Source organism: Pseudomonas sp. FSL L8-0168 (assembly GCF_037976155.1).
Taxonomy (GTDB): Bacteria; Pseudomonadota; Gammaproteobacteria; order Pseudomonadales; family Pseudomonadaceae; genus Aquipseudomonas; species Aquipseudomonas paracarnis.
Genome location: NZ_CP150262.1, coordinates 1740515 through 1757378, shown reverse-complemented (window position 1 = coordinate 1757378; position 16864 = coordinate 1740515). Strand labels below are relative to the sequence as shown.

Below are 16864 nucleotides of genomic sequence, written 5' to 3'. Positions count from 1 at the left end.
AGGCCCTGGAGCCTGCGCTGAATCCGGGCGGTCGAGGTGAAAACCTTGAAAAACCTTACCCTAAATCACTTAACTTCGCGGAAAAACCCTGTCGGCAACGGCCTGTTGTGTTGATCGCTGCGCTAAAGCGGTTCACGCCCTCTGAAGAAGGGCGAGGCCGGCGGTGCCAATTTAGTGCGCGAAACCCTGGCTTGAACCGCTTTGGTGCTTTTTGCCTTGATGCAGGCCTGCCAACCTCCATGGAAAACTTGCAAAGCGCGGTGGACACCCTCGTCCACAGTTCCAACACCTTGTTCATTCTGATTGGCGCGGTCATGGTGCTGGCCATGCACGCCGGCTTTGCCTTCCTTGAGGTTGGCACGGTGCGCCAGAAGAACCAGGTCAACGCCTTGTCGAAAATCCTCAGTGATTTTGCGATTTCAACGCTGGCCTATTTCTTTATAGGCTATTGGATCTCCTACGGTGTGAGCTTCCTGCAACCGGCCGCCGTGATCAGCGCCGATCATGGCTACGGCCTGGTGAAGTTTTTCTTCCTGCTGACGTTTGCCGCGGCGATTCCGGCGATCATTTCCGGTGGGATTGCCGAGCGTGCCAAGTTTGCGCCGCAGCTGTGTGCCACCGCGTTGATCGTGGCGTTTATCTACCCGTTCTTCGAAGGTCTGGTGTGGAACGGCAACCTTGGCCTGCAAGCCTGGCTGCTCGCAACCTTTGGTGCCAGCTTCCACGACTTTGCCGGTTCCGTGGTGGTTCACGCCATGGGCGGCTGGCTGGCGCTGGCGGCGGTGTTGCTGCTGGGCCCGCGCAATGGGCGTTATCGTGAAGGGCGTCTGGTGGCGTTTGCGCCGTCGAGCATTCCTTTCCTGGCGCTGGGCTCGTGGATTTTGATCGTGGGCTGGTTCGGCTTTAACGTGATGAGCGCCCAAACCCTCAATGGCGTCAGTGGCCTGGTGGCCGTCAATTCGCTGATGGCCATGGTCGGTGGCACCGTGGCTGCTCTGGTAATTGGCCGTAACGATCCTGGGTTTCTGCACAACGGTCCTTTGGCCGGGTTGGTGGCAATCTGCGCCGGTTCCGACCTGATGCACCCGGTGGGCGCGCTGGTCACGGGCGTGGGGGCTGGTGGCTTGTTCGTATGGTGTTTTATCGCTGCCCAGTCGCGCTGGAAGATCGATGACGTGCTGGGCGTGTGGCCATTGCATGGCTTGTGCGGTGTGTGGGGCGGCATTGCCTGCGGTATTTTCGGGCAGGCCGCCCTCGGTGGGCTGGGCGGCGTGAGCCTGATCAGCCAGTTGATCGGCACCGGGTTGGGCGTGGCCGTGGCGTTTGGCGGCGGCTTGCTGGTGTACGGTGTGATCAAGCGTGTGCAAGGGCTGCGCTTGAGCCAGGAGCAGGAGTATTACGGCGCAGACCTGTCGATTCACAAAATCGGCGCGGTCAGTCAGGACTGATCGGCGCGTCTTCGTCAGTGTGTTCCGGTGGGTAGAAACCGTGCAGCAGGCGATAGTGGTTGCGCCGTACTTCGTTCACTCGCGCCTGCACCTGTTGGTCCGGCAGACCCAGCAGGATCAGGGCATGGGAGGCGAGCATCAGGCTCGACTCCAACAGCTCGGGCACCACTTCGCTGGCGCCCGCGGCCTTGAGCTCAGCCAACTGGCTGTCATCGCGGGTGCGCACCAAAATCGGCACGTCAGGGTTGATCTGCCGTGCCTCCTTGAGCACCACCAGCGCGACATCGCTGTTGTCCACCGCGATCACCACCAACCGCGACCGTTCCAGGCCGACGGCGCTGAGCAAAGCGCCACGGCGGCAGTCGCCGTAATGCACGCTGCTGTCCTCGGTGGCGGCTTCCTGCACCCGTTCGGGGTCATCATCCAGGGCGATAAACGCCTGTTGTTCGCGGCGCATAAAGCGCCCGATGGACTGGCCTACCCGGCCATACCCGCAAATCACCACGTGCCTATGCAGTTGGGCGTTGAGCGCGGTGATGTGTTCCAGTTGCACTTGCTGGTTGGGCTTGCGATGCAGGCGCAGGGCGATGGCCGGTGCCGCACGTAACAGCAGTGGTGTCAGCAGCATTGAGCAGAAGGTGGCAGCCAGTAGCAGGCCGTTGAACTCATCGGGAATCAACCGGCTCTGCTGCATTTGCGCCATCAGCGCAAAACAGAATTCGCCGCCCTGGGCCAGTGCCAGGCCGCTGCGCCAGGCCGTTTCGGTGTCGCTGCCACGCCACTTGACCAGCGCCGCGACGACCATGCCTTTGACCAGCATCAACGTGAGCGTCAGGCCGAGGATCAACAGGCTGTGGCTGACGAACAACTGCAGATCGATGAGCATGCCGATGCTGACAAAAAACAGCCCCAGCAGGATGTCGCGAAACAGGCGGATATCGGCTTCGATCTGGTGTCGGTAATGGCTCTCGCCCAGCAGCATGCCGGCCAGGAACGCGCCGAGGGCAGGGGACAGGCCCAGCAGGTGGGTGAGCCAGGCGGTGAGCAAGACAATCACCAGCGCCAGCAACACAAACAGCTCCGCCGAATGAGACGCGGCGACTTCACGGAACAGGCGCGGCAGCAACCAGCGGCTGGCGAACAACAGGCCCACGAACAGCACCACGGTCTTAGCCAGCGTCAACGGCAGCGCCCAGTACCAGGCTTGGTCGCTGCTGCCGGCAAACACCGGCACCAGTGTCAGCAGCAACACCGCCACGACATCCTGGAACAGCAACACGCCTATCGCGTTCTGGCCATGACTGCTGAAGATTTCCCCGAGGCTGGTCAATTCCTTGCTGACAATGGCCGTGGACGATAACGCCAGCCCTGCGCCCAGCAATAACGCGATGCCAGGCGCGAGGCCTAAGCTCATCAACAAAACGCCCAGCAATGCCCCGCACCCCAGCACCTGCAGGCTGCCCAGGCCAAATACCACGCTGCGCAGCGCCAACATTTTCGACAGGGAAAACTCAAGCCCCAGGGAAAACAGCAGGAACACCACGCCCATCTCGGCCAGGTCCGGCAGGTCTTCGTTGTCATTGACCCAGTCCAGCGCGGTGGGCCCCACTGCCAGGCCCACGCACAGGTAGCCCAGCACGGGAGGCAACTGCAGCCGGCGAAACAACGCAATCACCACCAGGGATGAAGCCAGGATAATCAGCAGGTTGGCGAACACAGGCATCTCCGTTGCAGGGTGAGCGGCAAAAAGCCGCGAGAATCGCTGAATCAGTTATAGGCCATGGTGATCTGCGTCAGGCTTTTTGCACCGTAGGAGCGAGCAAGCTCGCTCCTACAAGGGGCTTGTTGGGCTTAGAATGGAGATTCGTTTTGTGACCGAGTCCTTTCATCATGCTTCCTGAATGCCAGCTGTTCGGCACCCTGGGTTGCCATTTGTGTGAGATCGCCGAAGCCGAAGTCATGCCGCTCGTCGAACACGGGCTGTTGGTGGAGTTGGTGGATATCACCGATCCGCAGGACCTGACAGACGTCTACGGCCTGCGGATTCCGGTGCTTCGCCGCACGGACACCGGGGCGGAACTGGACTGGCCGTTCGACACCGAGCAGGTGGTTGCCTTCCTGCGCTGAGCTTTATGCGATGGCGGCTTTTCAAATATTCAGTTACTGTATATTCGTACAGCGATTGAATAGAGGGAACGCCCGTGGTGAATGTTGAACAACTTAAAAGCAGCGTCAATCGCATGTCCGCCGATGTGGTGCGTGACGCGGTGAACGAACTGCGCCTCGATGGCTTGGTCACGGAAGGCAAGACGCCGTTTAACAAAGTGCATTTCAACACCTGCTTCGCGGAAATCGAGGCGCTGTTCCAGCGCGCCGGTTATCACAAGCAGCTGGATGTGGTGGGTTATCAGGGCTTGCTCTACGCGCTGTATGACCCAGGCCGTTGGGAAGCGGTGGACGTGCTGCGCTGGCTCAAGGAATTCACCGAGGCGGCGAGCGCCTCGCCGGTGCTGCGGGCTCAACTGGCCAAGGCCTGAGATAGGCCCTAGGCAATCGCGCGCCATGGGCGATAATGCCCGCCTGTTTTCCAGGCTTTGAGCGTCGGCATGTCCACTTTGGTTTTTTCCCCCTCCCAGCACCAAGCCAGCACCCTGTACTTGCCGCCGGGCTCCTGGGTGACAGTGCTCGATTGCCTGTGCGCACACTTCCCGGCCATTGGCCGCGAACAGTGGCTGGACCGCATTGCCCGCGGCCGGGTGCTGGATGTCAATGGCAACCCGATCAGCCTGGGCCTGGGCTACAAGGAAGGCCTGTGCATCTATTACTTTCGCGAAGTGCTCAACGAGAAAGTGATTCCGGTGCAGGAAAACATCCTGTACGCCGATGAACACCTGGTGGTGGCGGACAAACCGCATTTCCTGCCAGTGACACCCGCTGGCGAGTACGTCGAACACACCTTGTTGCGACGCTTGATCCGGCGCCTGGACAATCCCGCCCTGGTGCCTCTGCACCGCATCGACCGGCATACGGCGGGGTTGGTGCTGTTCTCCGCCAACCCGCACAGCCGTTCGGCCTATCAGCAATTGTTTCCCACACGACGTATCGACAAATTCTACGAAGCCATCGCACCGGCCTTGCCGCACCTCAGCTTCCCGTTGGTGCACAAAAGCCGTTTGGTGGATGGCGAGCCTTTCTTTCGCATGCAGGAAGGGCCGGGGGCCAGCAACACCGAGACGGCGGTAGAAGTGCGCGAGAAAAACGCTGATCTATGGCGCTACGGCCTGTTCCCGGTGACCGGTAAGAAGCACCAGCTGCGCGTGCATATGACGGCGCTGGGGGCAAGCATCTGTAATGACCCGTTTTACCCCGAAGTAATCAAGGATGCCGAGGACGATTACGCCAAGCCACTTAAGCTGCTGGCCCAGGGCGTGCGCTTTATCGACCCGGTGAGCGGTGAACAACGCAGCTTCCGCAGCCAGATCACCCTGGACTGGTAAACCCCAGGAACAACAAGGCCCGCGCTAGGCGGGCCTTGTGTGCAAGCGTTAAGGCTTACAGGTCTTTAACGGTGCGAACCTGATCTTTGTTGATACGGGTGTGCTTGCCGTCCAGTTGTTCGAATTCGTAGAAGCCCGAATCTTCATCGTATTTCGGGGTGTCGACGGCCTGGATTTCGCGACCGTCATTCAGGGTGATCACTGTTGGCGAGGCGCAACCGGCGAGGGTGGCGAGGCCCAGTGCAAGCATGAGAGCGGCGATGGTCCGTTGAGTCATGAGTTTGTCTCCGAGAGAATACTTTTAAATTGCTGACCTTGTGACGTACGGGACGCCGGCAAAGTTCCTTGTGCAGGGTTCATTCTGACATGCCAGCCCCGGGGTGCAACAGCTCGGGCGTATTAAGATTGGCCAGGCGTGGGTCATCGGCCGGGCATTCCACGGCCACCGCGCCCAGTTGCAGCCAGAGCTTGCGCGGGCTGCGCTCACCCGCTTGCCATGCCTCTTCCACCTGGTTTTTCAGGCTTGTGGGAATGATGCACAGCAAGGGTTCCCAGCATTCACCCTGGCGCACCATCACCGGTATCTGCGGGTTGCGTCGTGCGGTCCCACGCAGGTCGGCCAGCAGTCGCGCATCGACCTGCGGCACATCGCAAGGCAATATCAGCAGATGCGCATGGCGTGCGGCGAAGAGTCCGGCACGGATACCGGCCAGCGGGCCGGGGAAGTCCGGGTTGTCGTCACTCACCTGCTGGTCGGCATAGGGCGCGTAGCGTTCATGGTTGCGGTTGCACGAGATGATCAGGTCATCGGTGAGCGGCCGGGCCAACTGGTGCAGGTGGGCGATCAAGGGCTGGCCTTGCCATTCCAGCAGCCCTTTGTCCTGGCCGCCCATGCGTTGGCCGCGACCACCGGCGAGCAATAGGATCGAACACGGCAGTGAGGAAAATTCAAACGTCATGGTGGTTGCGCTGCGGCAGGGAAACAGGGGCCTGTGATATAACACCGGGCTGTTCCTTCGACAACCGGACCGTGCCATGAAAGCCAAGGCCGATGCGCCCTTTGTACCCCTGAATATTGCTGTATTGACCGTCAGCGACACCCGCACCCTGGAGACTGACACCTCCGGCCAGGTCTTCGTCGACCGCCTCACCGCCGCCGGCCACCGCCTGGCCGAGCGCGTGCTGCTCAAGGACGACCTCTACAAGATTCGCGCCCAGGTGGCCCACTGGATCGCTGAAGACGTGGTGCAGGTGGTGCTGATTACCGGCGGCACCGGCTTCACCGGTCGCGACAGTACCCCTGAAGCAGTGAGCTGCCTGCTCGACAAGCAGGTCGATGGTTTTGGCGAGCTGTTCCGCCAGATATCCGTGGCCGATATCGGCACCTCCACCGTACAATCGCGCGCCTTGGCGGGGTTGGCCAACGGCACCCTGGTGTGCTGCCTGCCAGGCTCCACCAATGCCGTGCGCACCGGTTGGGACGGCATCCTCGCCGAGCAGTTGGATAACCGTCACCGCCCGTGCAATTTCGTCCCGCATCTGAAGCAGGCAGAACCTTGTGAATCCCGTGGATAAGCCCGGCAAGACCGGCGCCCTGATGCCGGTGGAGGCAGCCCTGCAACGTTTGCTCGACATGGCCGCCGCCGCGCCGATCCGCGAGGAGGAAGTACTGTCCCTGGCTGAGTGTGATGGCCGGGTATTGGCCCAGGATCTGATCTCCACACTCGACCTGCCACCGTGGCCCAACAGTGCCATGGACGGCTACGCCGTGCGCCTGGCGGACTGGACCGGCGAACCCTTGGTGGTGAGCCAGCGGATTTTCGCCGGCACTGCCCCTGAACCCTTGGCGGCCGGCACCTGCGCACGCATCTTTACCGGCGCACCGGTGCCCCAAGGCGCTGACTGCGTGCAAATGCAGGAAAACGCCGTGGTGCATGCCGACCAGCGCGTGAGTTTCACCGAGCCATTGCAGATGGGCGACAACATCCGTCCCCAGGGCCAGGAAACCACGGTCGGCGAGACCGTACTCAGTGCCGGTACCCGCCTGGGCCCTATCGAACTCGGTTTGGCCGCGTCTCTTGGACGTGATCGACTCGAGGTGGTGCGGCGCGTGCGCGTGGCCGTGTTGTCGACCGGCGATGAACTGATCGAGCCAGGGTTGCCGCTCGGCCCTGGGCAGATCTACAACAGCAACCGCCGCGTGCTGTGCAGTTGGCTTGGGCGCATGGGCTGCGAAGTGATTGATGCCGGGATTCTACCGGATGATCTGGAACAGACCCGCGCGCGTCTGGCGGGGCTGGGCAACGTTGACCTGATCCTCTCGACCGGCGGTGTGTCGGTGGGCGAAGCGGACTTCCTTGGCATTGCCTTGCGGGAAGAGGGTGAGCTGGCGCTGTGGAAACTGGCGATCAAACCGGGCAAGCCGCTGACCTTCGGGCATTTTCGTGGCGTGCCGGTGATCGGCCTGCCGGGAAACCCGGCCTCGACCCTGGTGACTTTTGCGCTGCTGGCGCGCCCGTATCTGCTGCGCCGTCAAGGTGTGCTGCAGGTGCAGCCGCTGCGCTTCGAAGTGTCGGCAGGGTTCGTCTGGCCCAAGCCCGGCAACCGCCGCGAGTACCTGCGCGGGCGGATCGAACAGGGCAAGGCGATCATCTACCGCAACCAAAGCTCCGGGGTGCTGCGCAGTGCGGCGTGGGCTGAAGGCTTTGTGGAGGTAGTGGAAGGCACCACGCTGGCCATCGGCGACCGGGTCAACTTCATTCCTTTGAGCGAAGTCCTGAACTGAACACAGATCAAAAATGTGGGAGCAGGCAAGCCAGCTCCCACAGTTGGATGTGTGGGGAGCTCATGAGCAATCAGTAATCGTCACCCTGCTCAGTGACATCCCGCTCTACTGGCCCTGCTTCCGGGTCGTAGCCGGCCGGGAACTTGCCCTTCAACGTCCAGGCAAACGCAATGATCTCGGCAATCGTGCGGTACAACTCTTCCGGAATGCTGTCCCCCAGTTCCATGCGCGCCAGCAGCTTCACCAACTCGGCGTTTTCATAGATCGGTACTTCATTCTCCCGTGCCAATTTGAGGATGGCTTCGGCCAGGGCGTCGTCGCCTTTGGCCGTCAGGGTGGGGGCCTGTTGGCCGTCGTACTTGAGGGCGATGGCCTGGCGGGGTGGGGCGGCGTTTTTCATGCGGTTTCATCCACCCAGCGTTGCTCCAGTCCGGTTTTTGGCCCACGGGGCGGGGTGCCCAGATGGCAATCCAGGTCGCCGACGTTAAGCCCGGATGACACCAGGCGCTCGCGCAGGCTGCCCAAATGGCTTTCGATCAGGCTGGCGGTGAATGGGCGGCTGGCCCACAGCTGACTGGACAGTTTGCCTTGAGACAACTGCGCCTGAACCTGCAGTGGCCCCAGCGGCTCCATGTCGAAGGCCAGTTCTACGCGCCAGAGCATCTGTTTCGGGTCTTTTTTATCCTTGCGCTCGGGCTGGTCCTTGTCTGGCGCGGGCTCCTCGCGTTGGAACTTGACCTGCAACGGCACAATGTCTTGCAGGGTGCGCATGGGGATCTCCAACTGCCAGGTCGTTTGCAGGCGGCCATCGGCGGTGATGCCGGTCTGTTCCAGGCTCGACAGTTGATGGCTCTGCAAGCGCGAGATCGCCCCGGCGGCCAGGCGTAGCAGGCTTTCCAAGTCGCCTTCACCTTCCAGTTTTGCCATGAGCCGCTCGGGCAGCGGGAAGCCGGCGGGTATCTGCCGGGCGCCGACCTGGCCGAGGGTGTTCAACGGGCTGCGCACGAAGTGCGGCAACACCTGGGCCAGGGTATTGGCGGCGAGGATCGCATTCAGGTTGGTACTGGCAGGCAAGGCGGGCAAAAGGTCTGCGACCAGGCGTAACAGCGCGCCTTTCATGTCCAGCGGTGGGATTTGCGGGTTCTGCCCGGCAAGCAATTTGGCTTCCAGAAAGGCGCCGCTGTTCTGCACCACCTGGGCCAGTATCTTGGGATTGCTGACCTGTGCCAGATCGGGCAACGCCGCCAGCAAGCGCTCGGCGGCGGCCCGCAGCTCGGCCGATGTGCTGTCGCCACGGGGCAGGTTTTGCAAGGCGGTGAACACCGCATCCAGCGAGCCTTGGCGACTTTGCTGAGTGGCAAGTTGCTGCGTCACGGCCAGTTGGTCCTTCAGGCCGCTTAGCGGTACGAAGTTCAGGGTCTGCGCGTTCTGCACCACGGCGCTGAGCAAGCTGCCCACCCTCAGCGGTTGAGGGCTTTCCAGGGTGAGGGTGGCACCGGCCAGGGCGTTATTGAGCACACTCACCAGCGAGCGATAGATCGCCGGTTGCGCCGTGCCCTGGGGCAGCATCTGCGTGGTCAGCACCTTGGCCTGCAATAACGTACCCACCGGTATTTGGTTAGTGTCGAGGCGGGTGAGGGCGGCCACGTTGGCACTCATGGCTTGCTGCAAGGTAATGGCCAGGTTGCCCGCAGGCGTCTGGCTCACCGCCACATTGCTGCCCAGGGGCAAGGGCTGGGCGCTGCTGGCTTGCACCAGCGTCTGGCGACCGCCGGCGAGGGTCAGTTTGAGCAATAACTGAAAGGCCTCGCCGCCTTGTTTAAGCGCGATGACCTCGGCGTTCACGGTTTTCCCCGGGTCGATCAACCCGGCCTGCGGCTCCAGCAGTTTGAGCAACGCGCCGGCCCCAGGCAGCGGAGTGGGCCCGGGTGCGGAGGTTGGCGGCAGTGGAGGAAGGTTGATCTCGCCGGTCATCGTGCGCATCGTCTCTGGGGAAATTGCCCTCTTTAGAGTAGGACATCGCATGTATAATGCCGTCCGTCTGCAAAGAGAGCGGTAAAAACCTCACAACTATTTGATCCAGCTCTCTAAAATCGGTCGCCAAAGTCGTTATTGTGCATCTCACTATAACGGCCGCTGCACCGCCGACTTGAACCGTAAAGGCCCGCGATCTCTTGACCAGCCCTCTTCTTGAAGCCGTAGCGCTTGCCTGTGAACGCGACCTGCGCCTGCTGTTCGAGCAACTCGACCTGCGGCTTTCGGGGGGCGACATGGTGCAAATCAGTGGCCCCAATGGCAGCGGCAAGACCAGCCTGCTGCGCCTGCTGGCCGGGTTGATGCAGCCGACGGCCGGCGTGGTGCGGCTCAACGGCAAACCGTTGCACGAGCAGCGTAGCGAGCTTGCGCGCAACCTGGTCTGGATCGGCCACGCCGCTGGCATCAAGGACGTACTCACCGCTGAAGAAAACCTCAGTTGGCTCAGCGCCCTGCATCATCCTGCTTCCCGTGACGCCATCTGGCAGGCCCTGGCCGCGGTGGGCCTCAAGGGCTTTGAGGACGTCCCCTGCCACACCCTGTCCGCCGGCCAGCAGCGCCGCGTGGCCCTGGCCCGCTTGTACTTGCCCGGCCCGCCGTTGTGGATTCTCGACGAACCTTTCACGGCCCTCGACAAACAAGGCGTGGCTCAACTCGAAGCACATCTGGCCCAGCACTGCGAGCAAGGTGGCCTGGTGGTGCTCACCACCCACCACACCTTGGCGCGTATGCCCGCTGGCTACCGTGAGCTGGACCTTGGGCGGTGGTCGCTATGAGTGTGTTCGCCCTGTTGGTCGCCCGCGAAGCCCGGCTGTTGTGCCGTCGCCCCGCCGAACTGGCCAACCCGCTGGTGTTCTTTGCCATCGTGATCGCGCTGTTCCCGCTGGCGGTTGGCCCGGAGACTAAACTGTTGCAAACCTTGTCCCCAGGACTGGTGTGGGTCGCCGCACTTTTATCGGTTCTGCTCTCGCTGGACGGGCTGTTTCGCAGTGATTTCGAAGACGGTTCCCTGGAACAGTGGGTCCTTTCGTCGCACCCTTTGCCACTTCTGGTACTGGCCAAGGTGCTGGCACACTGGGTTTTTTCCGGCTTGGCGCTAGTCTTGCTCTCGCCACTGCTTGCCATGATGCTCGGGTTGCCCGTTGAATGCCTGCCGGTGTTGCTCCTGTCCTTGTTACTCGGCACGCCGGTGCTCAGCCTGTTGGGGGCGGTGGGCGCAGCGTTGACCGTCGGCTTGAAACGGGGCGGCCTGTTGCTGGCCCTGTTGATTCTGCCTTTGTATATCCCGGTGTTGATCCTGGGCAGCGGCGCTTTGCAAGCCGCGCTTATGGGGATGCCGGCGACCGGTTACCTCTTGTGGCTGGGTAGCCTGACCGCCCTGGCGGTAACCCTGACACCCTTTGCTATAGCCGCCGGCCTGAAAATCAGCGTCGGTGAATAATGAGGTCTGACCCGGCGTCAATAACGCTGAGTCAGTAAAGACCCTGAGCTTTTCGCCACGACGAAAAGCACCGTGATGGAAACAGCAATGAACTGGACCTGGTTTCACAAGCTCGGCTCGCCCAAATGGTTTTATGGCATCAGCGGCAAGCTGCTGCCGTGGTTGAGTATCGCCGCCATCCTGCTGATCGGCATCGGCCTGGTCTGGGGCCTGGCCTTTGCGCCGCCGGACTATCAGCAAGGCAACAGCTTTCGCATCATCTATATCCACGTGCCTGCCGCGATGCTGGCCCAGTCCTGCTATGTGATGCTGGCGGTGTGCGGCATCGTCGGCCTGGTATGGAAGATGAAGCTGGCCGATGTAGCCCTGCAATGCGCCGCGCCCATCGGTGCGTGGATGACCGCCGTGGCGCTGGTGACCGGTGCGATCTGGGGCAAGCCGACATGGGGCTCATGGTGGGTGTGGGATGCGCGCCTGACCTCGATGCTGATCCTGCTGTTCCTGTATTTCGGCCTGATTGCCCTGGGCAACGCCATCAGCAACCGTGACAGCGCCGCCAAGGCCTGCGCGGTGCTGGCGATTGTCGGCGTGATCAACATCCCGATCATCAAGTACTCGGTGGAGTGGTGGAACACCCTGCACCAGGGCGCCACCTTCACCCTCACCGAAAAACCGGCGATGCCCGTGGAAATGTGGGCGCCGTTGCTGCTGATGGTGCTGGGTTTCTACTGTTTCTTCGGCGCCGTACTGCTGCTGCGCATGCGCCTTGAAGTGCTCAAGCGTGAAGCCCGTACCAGTTGGGTAAAGGCCGAAGTGCAAAGCTGCCTGGGAGCACGTGGATGAGTTTTGCTTCTTTCAGTGATTTTCTCGCCATGGGCCACCACGGCCTGTATGTCTGGACGGCCTATGGCATCTGCCTGGCGGTGCTGGCCCTCAACGTCGCCGCGCCGATCCTGGCCCGCAAGCGTTACCTGCAACAAGAGGCGCGACGTCTGCGCCGGGAGACCGAAAAGTGAATCCGCTGCGTAGAAAGCGTCTGTTGATCATCCTTGCCATCCTGGCCGGCGTCGGCATTGCCGTGACCCTGGCCCTGAGCGCCCTGCAGCAGAACATCAACCTGTTCTACACGCCCACCCAGATCGCCAATGGCGAGGCACCGGTCGATACGCGCATCCGCGCTGGCGGCATGGTGGAGCAGGGCTCGTTGAAGCGTTCCGGCGATTCGTTGGACGTGACCTTCGTGGTCACCGATTTCAACAAGGCCGTGACCATCACCTATCGCGGCATCCTCCCGGACCTGTTCCGTGAAGGCCAGGGCATTGTCGCCCTGGGCAAGCTCAACGCCGACGGCGTGGTGGTGGCTGACGAAGTGCTGGCCAAGCACGATGAAAAATACATGCCGCCCGAGGTCACCAAAGCCTTGAAAGACAGCGGCCAAACCGCGCCCGCCACCCCAGTCAAGGAGGGCTGAGCCATGACGTCCGCACTGTTTATTCCGGAGCTGGGCCAGTTGGCGATGATCCTCGCGCTGTGCTTTGCCGTGGTCCAGGCCGTGGTGCCCTTGCTCGGTGCCTGGCGCGGCGACCGCCTGTGGATGAGCCTGGCGCAGCCTGCCGCCTGGGGCCAGTTTGCCTTCTTGCTGTTCGCCTTTGGTTGCCTGACCTACGCCTTCATGACCGACGATTTTTCCGTCGCCTACGTCGCCAACAATTCCAACAGCGCTTTGCCCTGGTACTACAAGTTCAGCGCCGTGTGGGGCGCCCACGAAGGTTCATTGCTGTTGTGGGCCTTGATCCTCGGCGGCTGGACCTTCGCTGTATCGGTGTTCTCGCGCCAATTGCCGCAAGTGATGCTGGCGCGGGTGCTGGCGGTGATGGGCATGATCAGCATCGGCTTCCTGCTGTTTTTGATCATGACCTCCAACCCGTTCACCCGCATCCTGCCGCAGATCCCGGTGGACGGTCACGACCTCAACCCGTTGCTGCAGGATATCGGCCTGATCGTGCACCCGCCGATGCTCTACATGGGCTATGTGGGCTTTTCTGTGGCCTTCGCGTTCGCCATCGCCGCCTTGCTCGGCGGGCGTCTCGACGCCGCCTGGGCGCGCTGGTCACGGCCATGGACCATCGTCGCCTGGGCCTTCCTCGGTATCGGTATCACCCTGGGCTCGTGGTGGGCCTATTACGAACTTGGCTGGGGCGGCTGGTGGTTCTGGGACCCGGTGGAAAACGCCTCCTTCATGCCGTGGCTGGTGGGTACCGCGCTGATTCACTCCCTGGCCGTCACCGAAAAGCGTGGCGTGTTCAAGAGCTGGACGGTACTGCTCGCCATCGCGGCGTTTTCCCTCAGCCTGCTCGGCACTTTCCTGGTGCGCTCGGGCGTGCTGACCTCGGTGCATGCGTTTGCCTCAGACCCTGAGCGCGGCGTGTTCATCCTGATCTTCCTGCTGTTTGTGGTCGGCGGTTCCCTGACCCTGTTCGCCCTGCGTGCTCCGGTGGTCAAGAGCCACGTCGGTTTCAACCTGTGGTCGCGGGAGACCCTGTTGCTGGGCAATAACCTGGTACTGGTGGTGGCTGCATCGATGATCCTGCTCGGCACCCTCTACCCGCTGGTACTGGATGCCTTGAGCGGCGCCAAGCTGTCCGTGGGGCCGCCGTACTTCAATGCGTTGTTCATCCCGTTGATGGGCCTGTTGATGGTAGTGATGGCGGTCGGCGTGCTGGTGCGCTGGAAAGACACCCCGGTGAAATGGCTGGCGGGCATGCTGATGCCGGTGCTGCTCGGCAGCGTGGCCCTGGCGGTGATCGCCGGGTTTGCCTACGGCGACTTCAATTGGGCGGTACTCGCCACCTTCCTGCTGGCGGCCTGGGTGTTGCTGGCGGGGGCGCGGGACATCGTCGACAAGACGCGCCACAAAGGCCTGATCAATGGCCTGCCCACTCTGACCCGCAGCTATTGGGGCATGCAGATCGCCCACATTGGTATTGCGGTGTGCGCCCTTGGGGTGGTGCTGTCCAGCCAGAACAGCGCCGAGCGCGACCTGCGCCTGGCGCCGGGCGAGTCCATGGACCTGGCCGGTTACCACTTCATCTTCGAAGGTGCCAAGCACTTTGAAGGGCCGAACTTCACCTCCGACAAAGGCACGGTGCGCGTGGTGCGTAATGGCAAGGAAATCGCCGTGCTGCACCCGGAGAAACGCCTGTACACCGTGCAAAGTTCGATGATGACCGAGGCTGGCATTGACGCAGGTTTCACCCGTGACCTGTATGTAGCCCTCGGTGAACCCCTGGGCGATGGCGCCTGGGCCGTGCGCGTGCATGTCAAACCGTTCGTGCGCTGGATCTGGTTCGGCGGGTTGCTCACCGGGTTCGGCGGGTTGCTCGCAGCGCTGGACCGGCGCTATCGGGTCAAGGTCAAGAGCCGGGTGCGTGAAGCGCTTGGCCTTTCGGGAGCTGCGGTATGAAGCGTTGGTTGATGGTTGTGCCGCTGGCGATGTTCCTGCTGGTGGCGGTGTTCCTGTATCGCGGGTTGTACCTGGACCCGGCCGAGCTGCCTTCGGCGATGATCGGCAAGCCGTTCCCCGCCTTCAACCTGCCAACGGTGCAGGGTGACAAGACCCTGACCCAGGCAGATTTGCAGGGCAAGCCGGCGCTGGTCAACGTGTGGGCCACCTGGTGCATCTCTTGCCGCGTCGAACACCCGGTGCTGAACAAGCTGGCCGAGAAGGGCGTGGTGATCTACGGCATCAACTACAAGGACGACAATGCGGCGGCCGTGAAGTGGTTGGCGGAATTTCATAACCCGTACCAGCTGGATATCCGCGACGAAGACGGCAACCTGGGGTTGAACCTGGGCGTGTACGGCGCGCCGGAAACCTTCTTCATCGATGCCAAGGGTGTGATTCGTGACAAGTTCGTCGGCGTGATCGACGAAACGGTATGGCGCGAGCAACTGGCCGCCAAGTACCAGGCCCTGGTCGATGAGGCCAAGCCATGAAGCGTTGGTTGACCGCTGCCGTTTTAACCCTGGGCCTGGCCGGCGTGGCCCACGCCGCCATCGACACCTACGAATTTGCCAACGACGCCGAGCGCGAGCGTTTCCGCGACCTGACCCAGGAACTGCGCTGCCCCAAATGCCAGAACCAGGACATCGCCGACTCCAACGCCCCGATCGCCACCGACCTGCGCAGAGAGATTTTCCGCATGCTGGGGGAGGGCAAGGACGACCAGCAGATCATCGACTTCATGGTCGACCGCTACGGTGATTTCGTACGCTACAAACCGGCACTCACCGGCAAGACCGCGCTGCTGTGGTTTGGCCCGGCCGGGCTGCTGCTGGCCGGCGTGGTGGTGATGGCCGTGATCGTGCGTCGGCGCCGTGTCGCACCGATTGATGGCGCCGATGCGCTGTCCCCTGAAGAGCGTAAACGCCTCGACCAATTGCTGGACACCAAGACTGATGATTGATTTCTGGCTCGCAGCCGGTTTGCTGCTACTGATTGCCCTGAGTTTCCTGTTGATCCCTGTGTTGCGTGGCCGTCGTGCCCAGCGTGAAGAGGATCGCACCGCGTTGAACGTGGCGCTGTACCAGGAACGCGTCGCCGAGCTGCAAGTGCAGCAGGACGAAGGTGTGTTGAATACCGCGCAACTCGACACCGGCCGCGCCGAAGCGGCCCGCGAGTTGCTGGCCGACACCGAAGGTGTGGAAAAACCCCGCGAATCGCGGTTAGGCAAACCGCTGCCGTTTTTGGCGGCGTTTCTGGTGCCTGTGCTGGGCGTGGCGCTGTACCTGCATTATGGGGCGAGCGACAAGGTTGAACTGACCCGTGAGTTTTCCCAACCGCCGGTGTCCATGGCCGACATGACCCGCCGCCTGGAACGCGCCGCCGCCGCGCAACCGGATTCGGCAGAAGGTTTGTACTTCCTTGGGCGCGCCTATATGGCCCAGGACCGTGCCGCCGATGCCGCCAAAGTCTTTGAACGTACGGTTGCGTTGGCCGGGCGCCAACCGGAACTGCTCGGCCAATGGGCCCAGGCGCAGTACTTTGCCGACAACAAACAATGGTCGCCTCAGGTTCAGGCGCTGACCGACGAAGCCTTGAAGCTCGACCCCAAGGAAGTCACCAGCCTTGGCCTGTTGGGTATCGCTGCCTTTGAGGGCCAGCGTTATCAGGAAGCCATCGACTACTGGAACCGCCTGCTCGCGCAACTGCCGCCAGAGGACAATTCCCGTGTCGCCTTGCAAGGCGGAATTGACCGCGCGGCAGAGAAGCTCAAGGAGAGCGGTGGCAGCCTGGCTCAGGCGCCCAAGGCGCTGCTGACCGTGCGGGTGGACGTATCTGCCGAGGTGAAAGCCAAGGCCCTGCCAGGCGACAGCGTGTTCATCTTCGCCCGCGCCGTAAACGGCCCCCCGGCGCCCTTGGCGGCCAAGCGTGTAACCGTCGACGCATTGCCGGTCACCGTCGAACTGGGCGATGCCGACGCGATGATGCCGCAGTTGAAACTGTCCAACTTCCCCGAAGTCCAACTGGTTGCGCGCATATCCCGGGCCGGCCAACCGACCGCTGGCGAATGGATCGGCCGCAGCCAACCGTTGGCCAGCAGCACCACTGCGCTGCAGCAATTGACCATCGACACTCCGGACCAGTAATTCTGAGGAC

At 62.2% G+C, this 16864-nt stretch carries 20 protein-coding genes; 15 read left to right on the top strand and 5 right to left on the bottom strand.

The window, feature by feature from the left end; all coding sequences use genetic code 11:
- Nucleotides 1-239 precede the first annotated feature (239 nt).
- Nucleotides 240-1448, top strand: a complete 1209-nt coding sequence (locus MHH62_RS07445) for an ammonium transporter (RefSeq protein WP_198833248.1) — start codon at nt 240-242, stop codon at nt 1446-1448.
- Here MHH62_RS07445 and MHH62_RS07440 read toward each other — a convergent pair.
- Nucleotides 1435-3165 carry a monovalent cation:proton antiporter-2 (CPA2) family protein gene (locus MHH62_RS07440; RefSeq protein ID WP_339232758.1) on the bottom strand — a complete coding sequence of 577 codons (1731 nt, stop codon included), beginning with the start codon at nt 3163-3165 and terminating at the stop codon, nt 1435-1437. The two genes, MHH62_RS07445 and MHH62_RS07440, sit on opposite strands and share 14 nt — an antisense overlap.
- Before the next feature lie 173 nt (nt 3166-3338).
- Here MHH62_RS07440 and MHH62_RS07435 point away from each other — a divergent pair, with 173 nt between their 5' ends.
- The 3 genes from MHH62_RS07435 to MHH62_RS07425 all read left to right on the top strand — a co-directional run bounded on the left by MHH62_RS07435 (nt 3339) and on the right by MHH62_RS07425 (nt 4945).
- The gene (locus MHH62_RS07435; RefSeq protein WP_014717692.1) at nt 3339-3575 is read left to right on the top strand and encodes a glutaredoxin family protein; all 237 of its coding nucleotides are present in this window, start codon (nt 3339-3341) and stop codon (nt 3573-3575) included.
- A 74-nt stretch (nt 3576-3649) separates the two neighbouring features.
- Nucleotides 3650-3985, top strand: a complete 336-nt coding sequence (locus MHH62_RS07430) for a hypothetical protein (RefSeq protein ID WP_003189932.1) — start codon at nt 3650-3652, stop codon at nt 3983-3985.
- Between the two features lie 69 nt (nt 3986-4054).
- The gene (locus MHH62_RS07425) at nt 4055-4945 is read left to right on the top strand and encodes a pseudouridine synthase (protein ID WP_014717693.1); all 891 of its coding nucleotides are present in this window, start codon (nt 4055-4057) and stop codon (nt 4943-4945) included.
- A 55-nt stretch (nt 4946-5000) separates the two neighbouring features.
- On the opposite strand, the gene MHH62_RS07420 is transcribed toward MHH62_RS07425, so the two are convergent.
- Nucleotides 5001-5222 (bottom strand): YgdI/YgdR family lipoprotein, encoded by a 222-nt coding sequence (locus tag MHH62_RS07420; RefSeq protein ID WP_003189935.1) that lies wholly within the window; start codon nt 5220-5222, stop codon nt 5001-5003.
- 79 nt (nt 5223-5301) lie between these two features.
- A complete protein-coding gene (gene mobA / locus MHH62_RS07415; protein ID WP_197865207.1) occupies nt 5302-5904 on the bottom strand; it encodes a molybdenum cofactor guanylyltransferase MobA in 603 nt (200 codons plus the stop codon).
- A 76-nt stretch (nt 5905-5980) separates the two neighbouring features.
- Between mobA and moaB the strand changes: the two genes are divergently transcribed.
- Complete coding sequence (gene moaB, locus MHH62_RS07410; protein ID WP_014717696.1) at nt 5981-6520, top strand: molybdenum cofactor biosynthesis protein B; 540 nt, start codon at nt 5981-5983, stop codon at nt 6518-6520.
- On the top strand, nt 6504-7730 hold the full coding sequence (gene glp, locus MHH62_RS07405; protein ID WP_032874106.1) for a gephyrin-like molybdotransferase Glp: 1227 nt from the start codon (nt 6504-6506) through the stop codon (nt 7728-7730). Before moaB ends, glp begins: the two co-directional genes overlap by 17 nt.
- A 70-nt stretch (nt 7731-7800) precedes the next feature.
- Here glp and MHH62_RS07400 read toward each other — a convergent pair whose 3' ends face one another.
- Both MHH62_RS07400 and MHH62_RS07395 read right to left on the bottom strand, forming a co-directional pair.
- Entirely contained in the window at nt 7801-8130 is a 330-nt protein-coding gene (locus MHH62_RS07400; protein WP_014717698.1) for an EscU/YscU/HrcU family type III secretion system export apparatus switch protein, read from the bottom strand.
- Entirely contained in the window at nt 8127-9704 is a 1578-nt protein-coding gene (locus MHH62_RS07395) for a flagellar hook-length control protein FliK (protein WP_014717699.1), read from the bottom strand. The genes MHH62_RS07400 and MHH62_RS07395 overlap by 4 nt, the downstream gene beginning before the upstream one ends.
- A 200-nt stretch (nt 9705-9904) precedes the next feature.
- Between MHH62_RS07395 and ccmA the strand changes: the two genes are divergently transcribed.
- The 9 genes from ccmA (at nt 9905) to ccmI (ending at nt 16854) form a co-directional block, all read left to right on the top strand.
- Entirely contained in the window at nt 9905-10540 is a 636-nt protein-coding gene (ccmA, locus tag MHH62_RS07390; RefSeq protein WP_014717700.1) for a cytochrome c biogenesis heme-transporting ATPase CcmA, read from the top strand.
- Complete coding sequence (gene ccmB / locus MHH62_RS07385; protein ID WP_014717701.1) at nt 10537-11205, top strand: heme exporter protein CcmB; 669 nt, start codon at nt 10537-10539, stop codon at nt 11203-11205. Before ccmA ends, ccmB begins: the two co-directional genes overlap by 4 nt.
- Nucleotides 11206-11292: 87 nt before the next feature.
- A complete protein-coding gene (locus MHH62_RS07380) occupies nt 11293-12048 on the top strand; it encodes a heme ABC transporter permease (protein ID WP_014717702.1) in 756 nt (251 codons plus the stop codon).
- The gene (ccmD, locus tag MHH62_RS07375; protein WP_003172771.1) at nt 12045-12221 is read left to right on the top strand and encodes a heme exporter protein CcmD; all 177 of its coding nucleotides are present in this window, start codon (nt 12045-12047) and stop codon (nt 12219-12221) included. The genes MHH62_RS07380 and ccmD overlap by 4 nt, the downstream gene beginning before the upstream one ends.
- Complete coding sequence (gene ccmE / locus MHH62_RS07370) at nt 12218-12676, top strand: cytochrome c maturation protein CcmE (protein ID WP_014717703.1); 459 nt, start codon at nt 12218-12220, stop codon at nt 12674-12676. Before ccmD ends, ccmE begins: the two co-directional genes overlap by 4 nt.
- A 3-nt stretch (nt 12677-12679) precedes the next feature.
- Nucleotides 12680-14668, top strand: coding sequence for a heme lyase CcmF/NrfE family subunit (locus MHH62_RS07365; protein WP_339232757.1), 1989 nt, complete (start codon nt 12680-12682; stop codon nt 14666-14668).
- Nucleotides 14665-15201: a DsbE family thiol:disulfide interchange protein gene (locus tag MHH62_RS07360; RefSeq protein ID WP_014717705.1), complete on the top strand. Its 537-nt coding sequence runs from the start codon at nt 14665-14667 to the stop codon at nt 15199-15201. Before MHH62_RS07365 ends, MHH62_RS07360 begins: the two co-directional genes overlap by 4 nt.
- The gene (locus tag MHH62_RS07355; RefSeq protein ID WP_019820370.1) at nt 15198-15671 is read left to right on the top strand and encodes a cytochrome c-type biogenesis protein; all 474 of its coding nucleotides are present in this window, start codon (nt 15198-15200) and stop codon (nt 15669-15671) included. The genes MHH62_RS07360 and MHH62_RS07355 overlap by 4 nt, the downstream gene beginning before the upstream one ends.
- Nucleotides 15664-16854: a c-type cytochrome biogenesis protein CcmI gene (gene ccmI / locus MHH62_RS07350; RefSeq protein ID WP_339232756.1), complete on the top strand. Its 1191-nt coding sequence runs from the start codon at nt 15664-15666 to the stop codon at nt 16852-16854. The genes MHH62_RS07355 and ccmI overlap by 8 nt, the downstream gene beginning before the upstream one ends.
- The last annotated feature ends 10 nt before the right edge of the window (nt 16855-16864 follow it).

Bases quoted from the DNA above. Each gene is read 5' to 3' on its own strand.
- MHH62_RS07445 (WP_198833248.1), top strand. From the start codon at position 240: ATGGAAAACTTGCAAAGCGCGGTGGACACCCTCGTCCACAGTTCCAAC.
- MHH62_RS07435 (WP_014717692.1), top strand. From the start codon at position 3,339: ATGCTTCCTGAATGCCAGCTGTTCGGCACCCTGGGTTGCCATTTGTGT.
- MHH62_RS07425 (WP_014717693.1), top strand. From the start codon at position 4,055: ATGTCCACTTTGGTTTTTTCCCCCTCCCAGCACCAAGCCAGCACCCTG.
- MHH62_RS07420 (WP_003189935.1), bottom strand. From the start codon at position 5,222: ATGACTCAACGGACCATCGCCGCTCTCATGCTTGCACTGGGCCTCGCC.
- mobA (WP_197865207.1), bottom strand. From the start codon at position 5,904: ATGACGTTTGAATTTTCCTCACTGCCGTGTTCGATCCTATTGCTCGCC.
- moaB (WP_014717696.1), top strand. From the start codon at position 5,981: ATGAAAGCCAAGGCCGATGCGCCCTTTGTACCCCTGAATATTGCTGTA.
- MHH62_RS07400 (WP_014717698.1), bottom strand. From the start codon at position 8,130: ATGAAAAACGCCGCCCCACCCCGCCAGGCCATCGCCCTCAAGTACGAC.
- MHH62_RS07395 (WP_014717699.1), bottom strand. From the start codon at position 9,704: ATGACCGGCGAGATCAACCTTCCTCCACTGCCGCCAACCTCCGCACCC.
- ccmB (WP_014717701.1), top strand. From the start codon at position 10,537: ATGAGTGTGTTCGCCCTGTTGGTCGCCCGCGAAGCCCGGCTGTTGTGC.
- MHH62_RS07380 (WP_014717702.1), top strand. From the start codon at position 11,293: ATGAACTGGACCTGGTTTCACAAGCTCGGCTCGCCCAAATGGTTTTAT.
- ccmD (WP_003172771.1), top strand. From the start codon at position 12,045: ATGAGTTTTGCTTCTTTCAGTGATTTTCTCGCCATGGGCCACCACGGC.
- MHH62_RS07365 (WP_339232757.1), top strand. From the start codon at position 12,680: ATGACGTCCGCACTGTTTATTCCGGAGCTGGGCCAGTTGGCGATGATC.
- MHH62_RS07360 (WP_014717705.1), top strand. From the start codon at position 14,665: ATGAAGCGTTGGTTGATGGTTGTGCCGCTGGCGATGTTCCTGCTGGTG.
- MHH62_RS07355 (WP_019820370.1), top strand. From the start codon at position 15,198: ATGAAGCGTTGGTTGACCGCTGCCGTTTTAACCCTGGGCCTGGCCGGC.
- ccmI (WP_339232756.1), top strand. From the start codon at position 15,664: ATGATTGATTTCTGGCTCGCAGCCGGTTTGCTGCTACTGATTGCCCTG.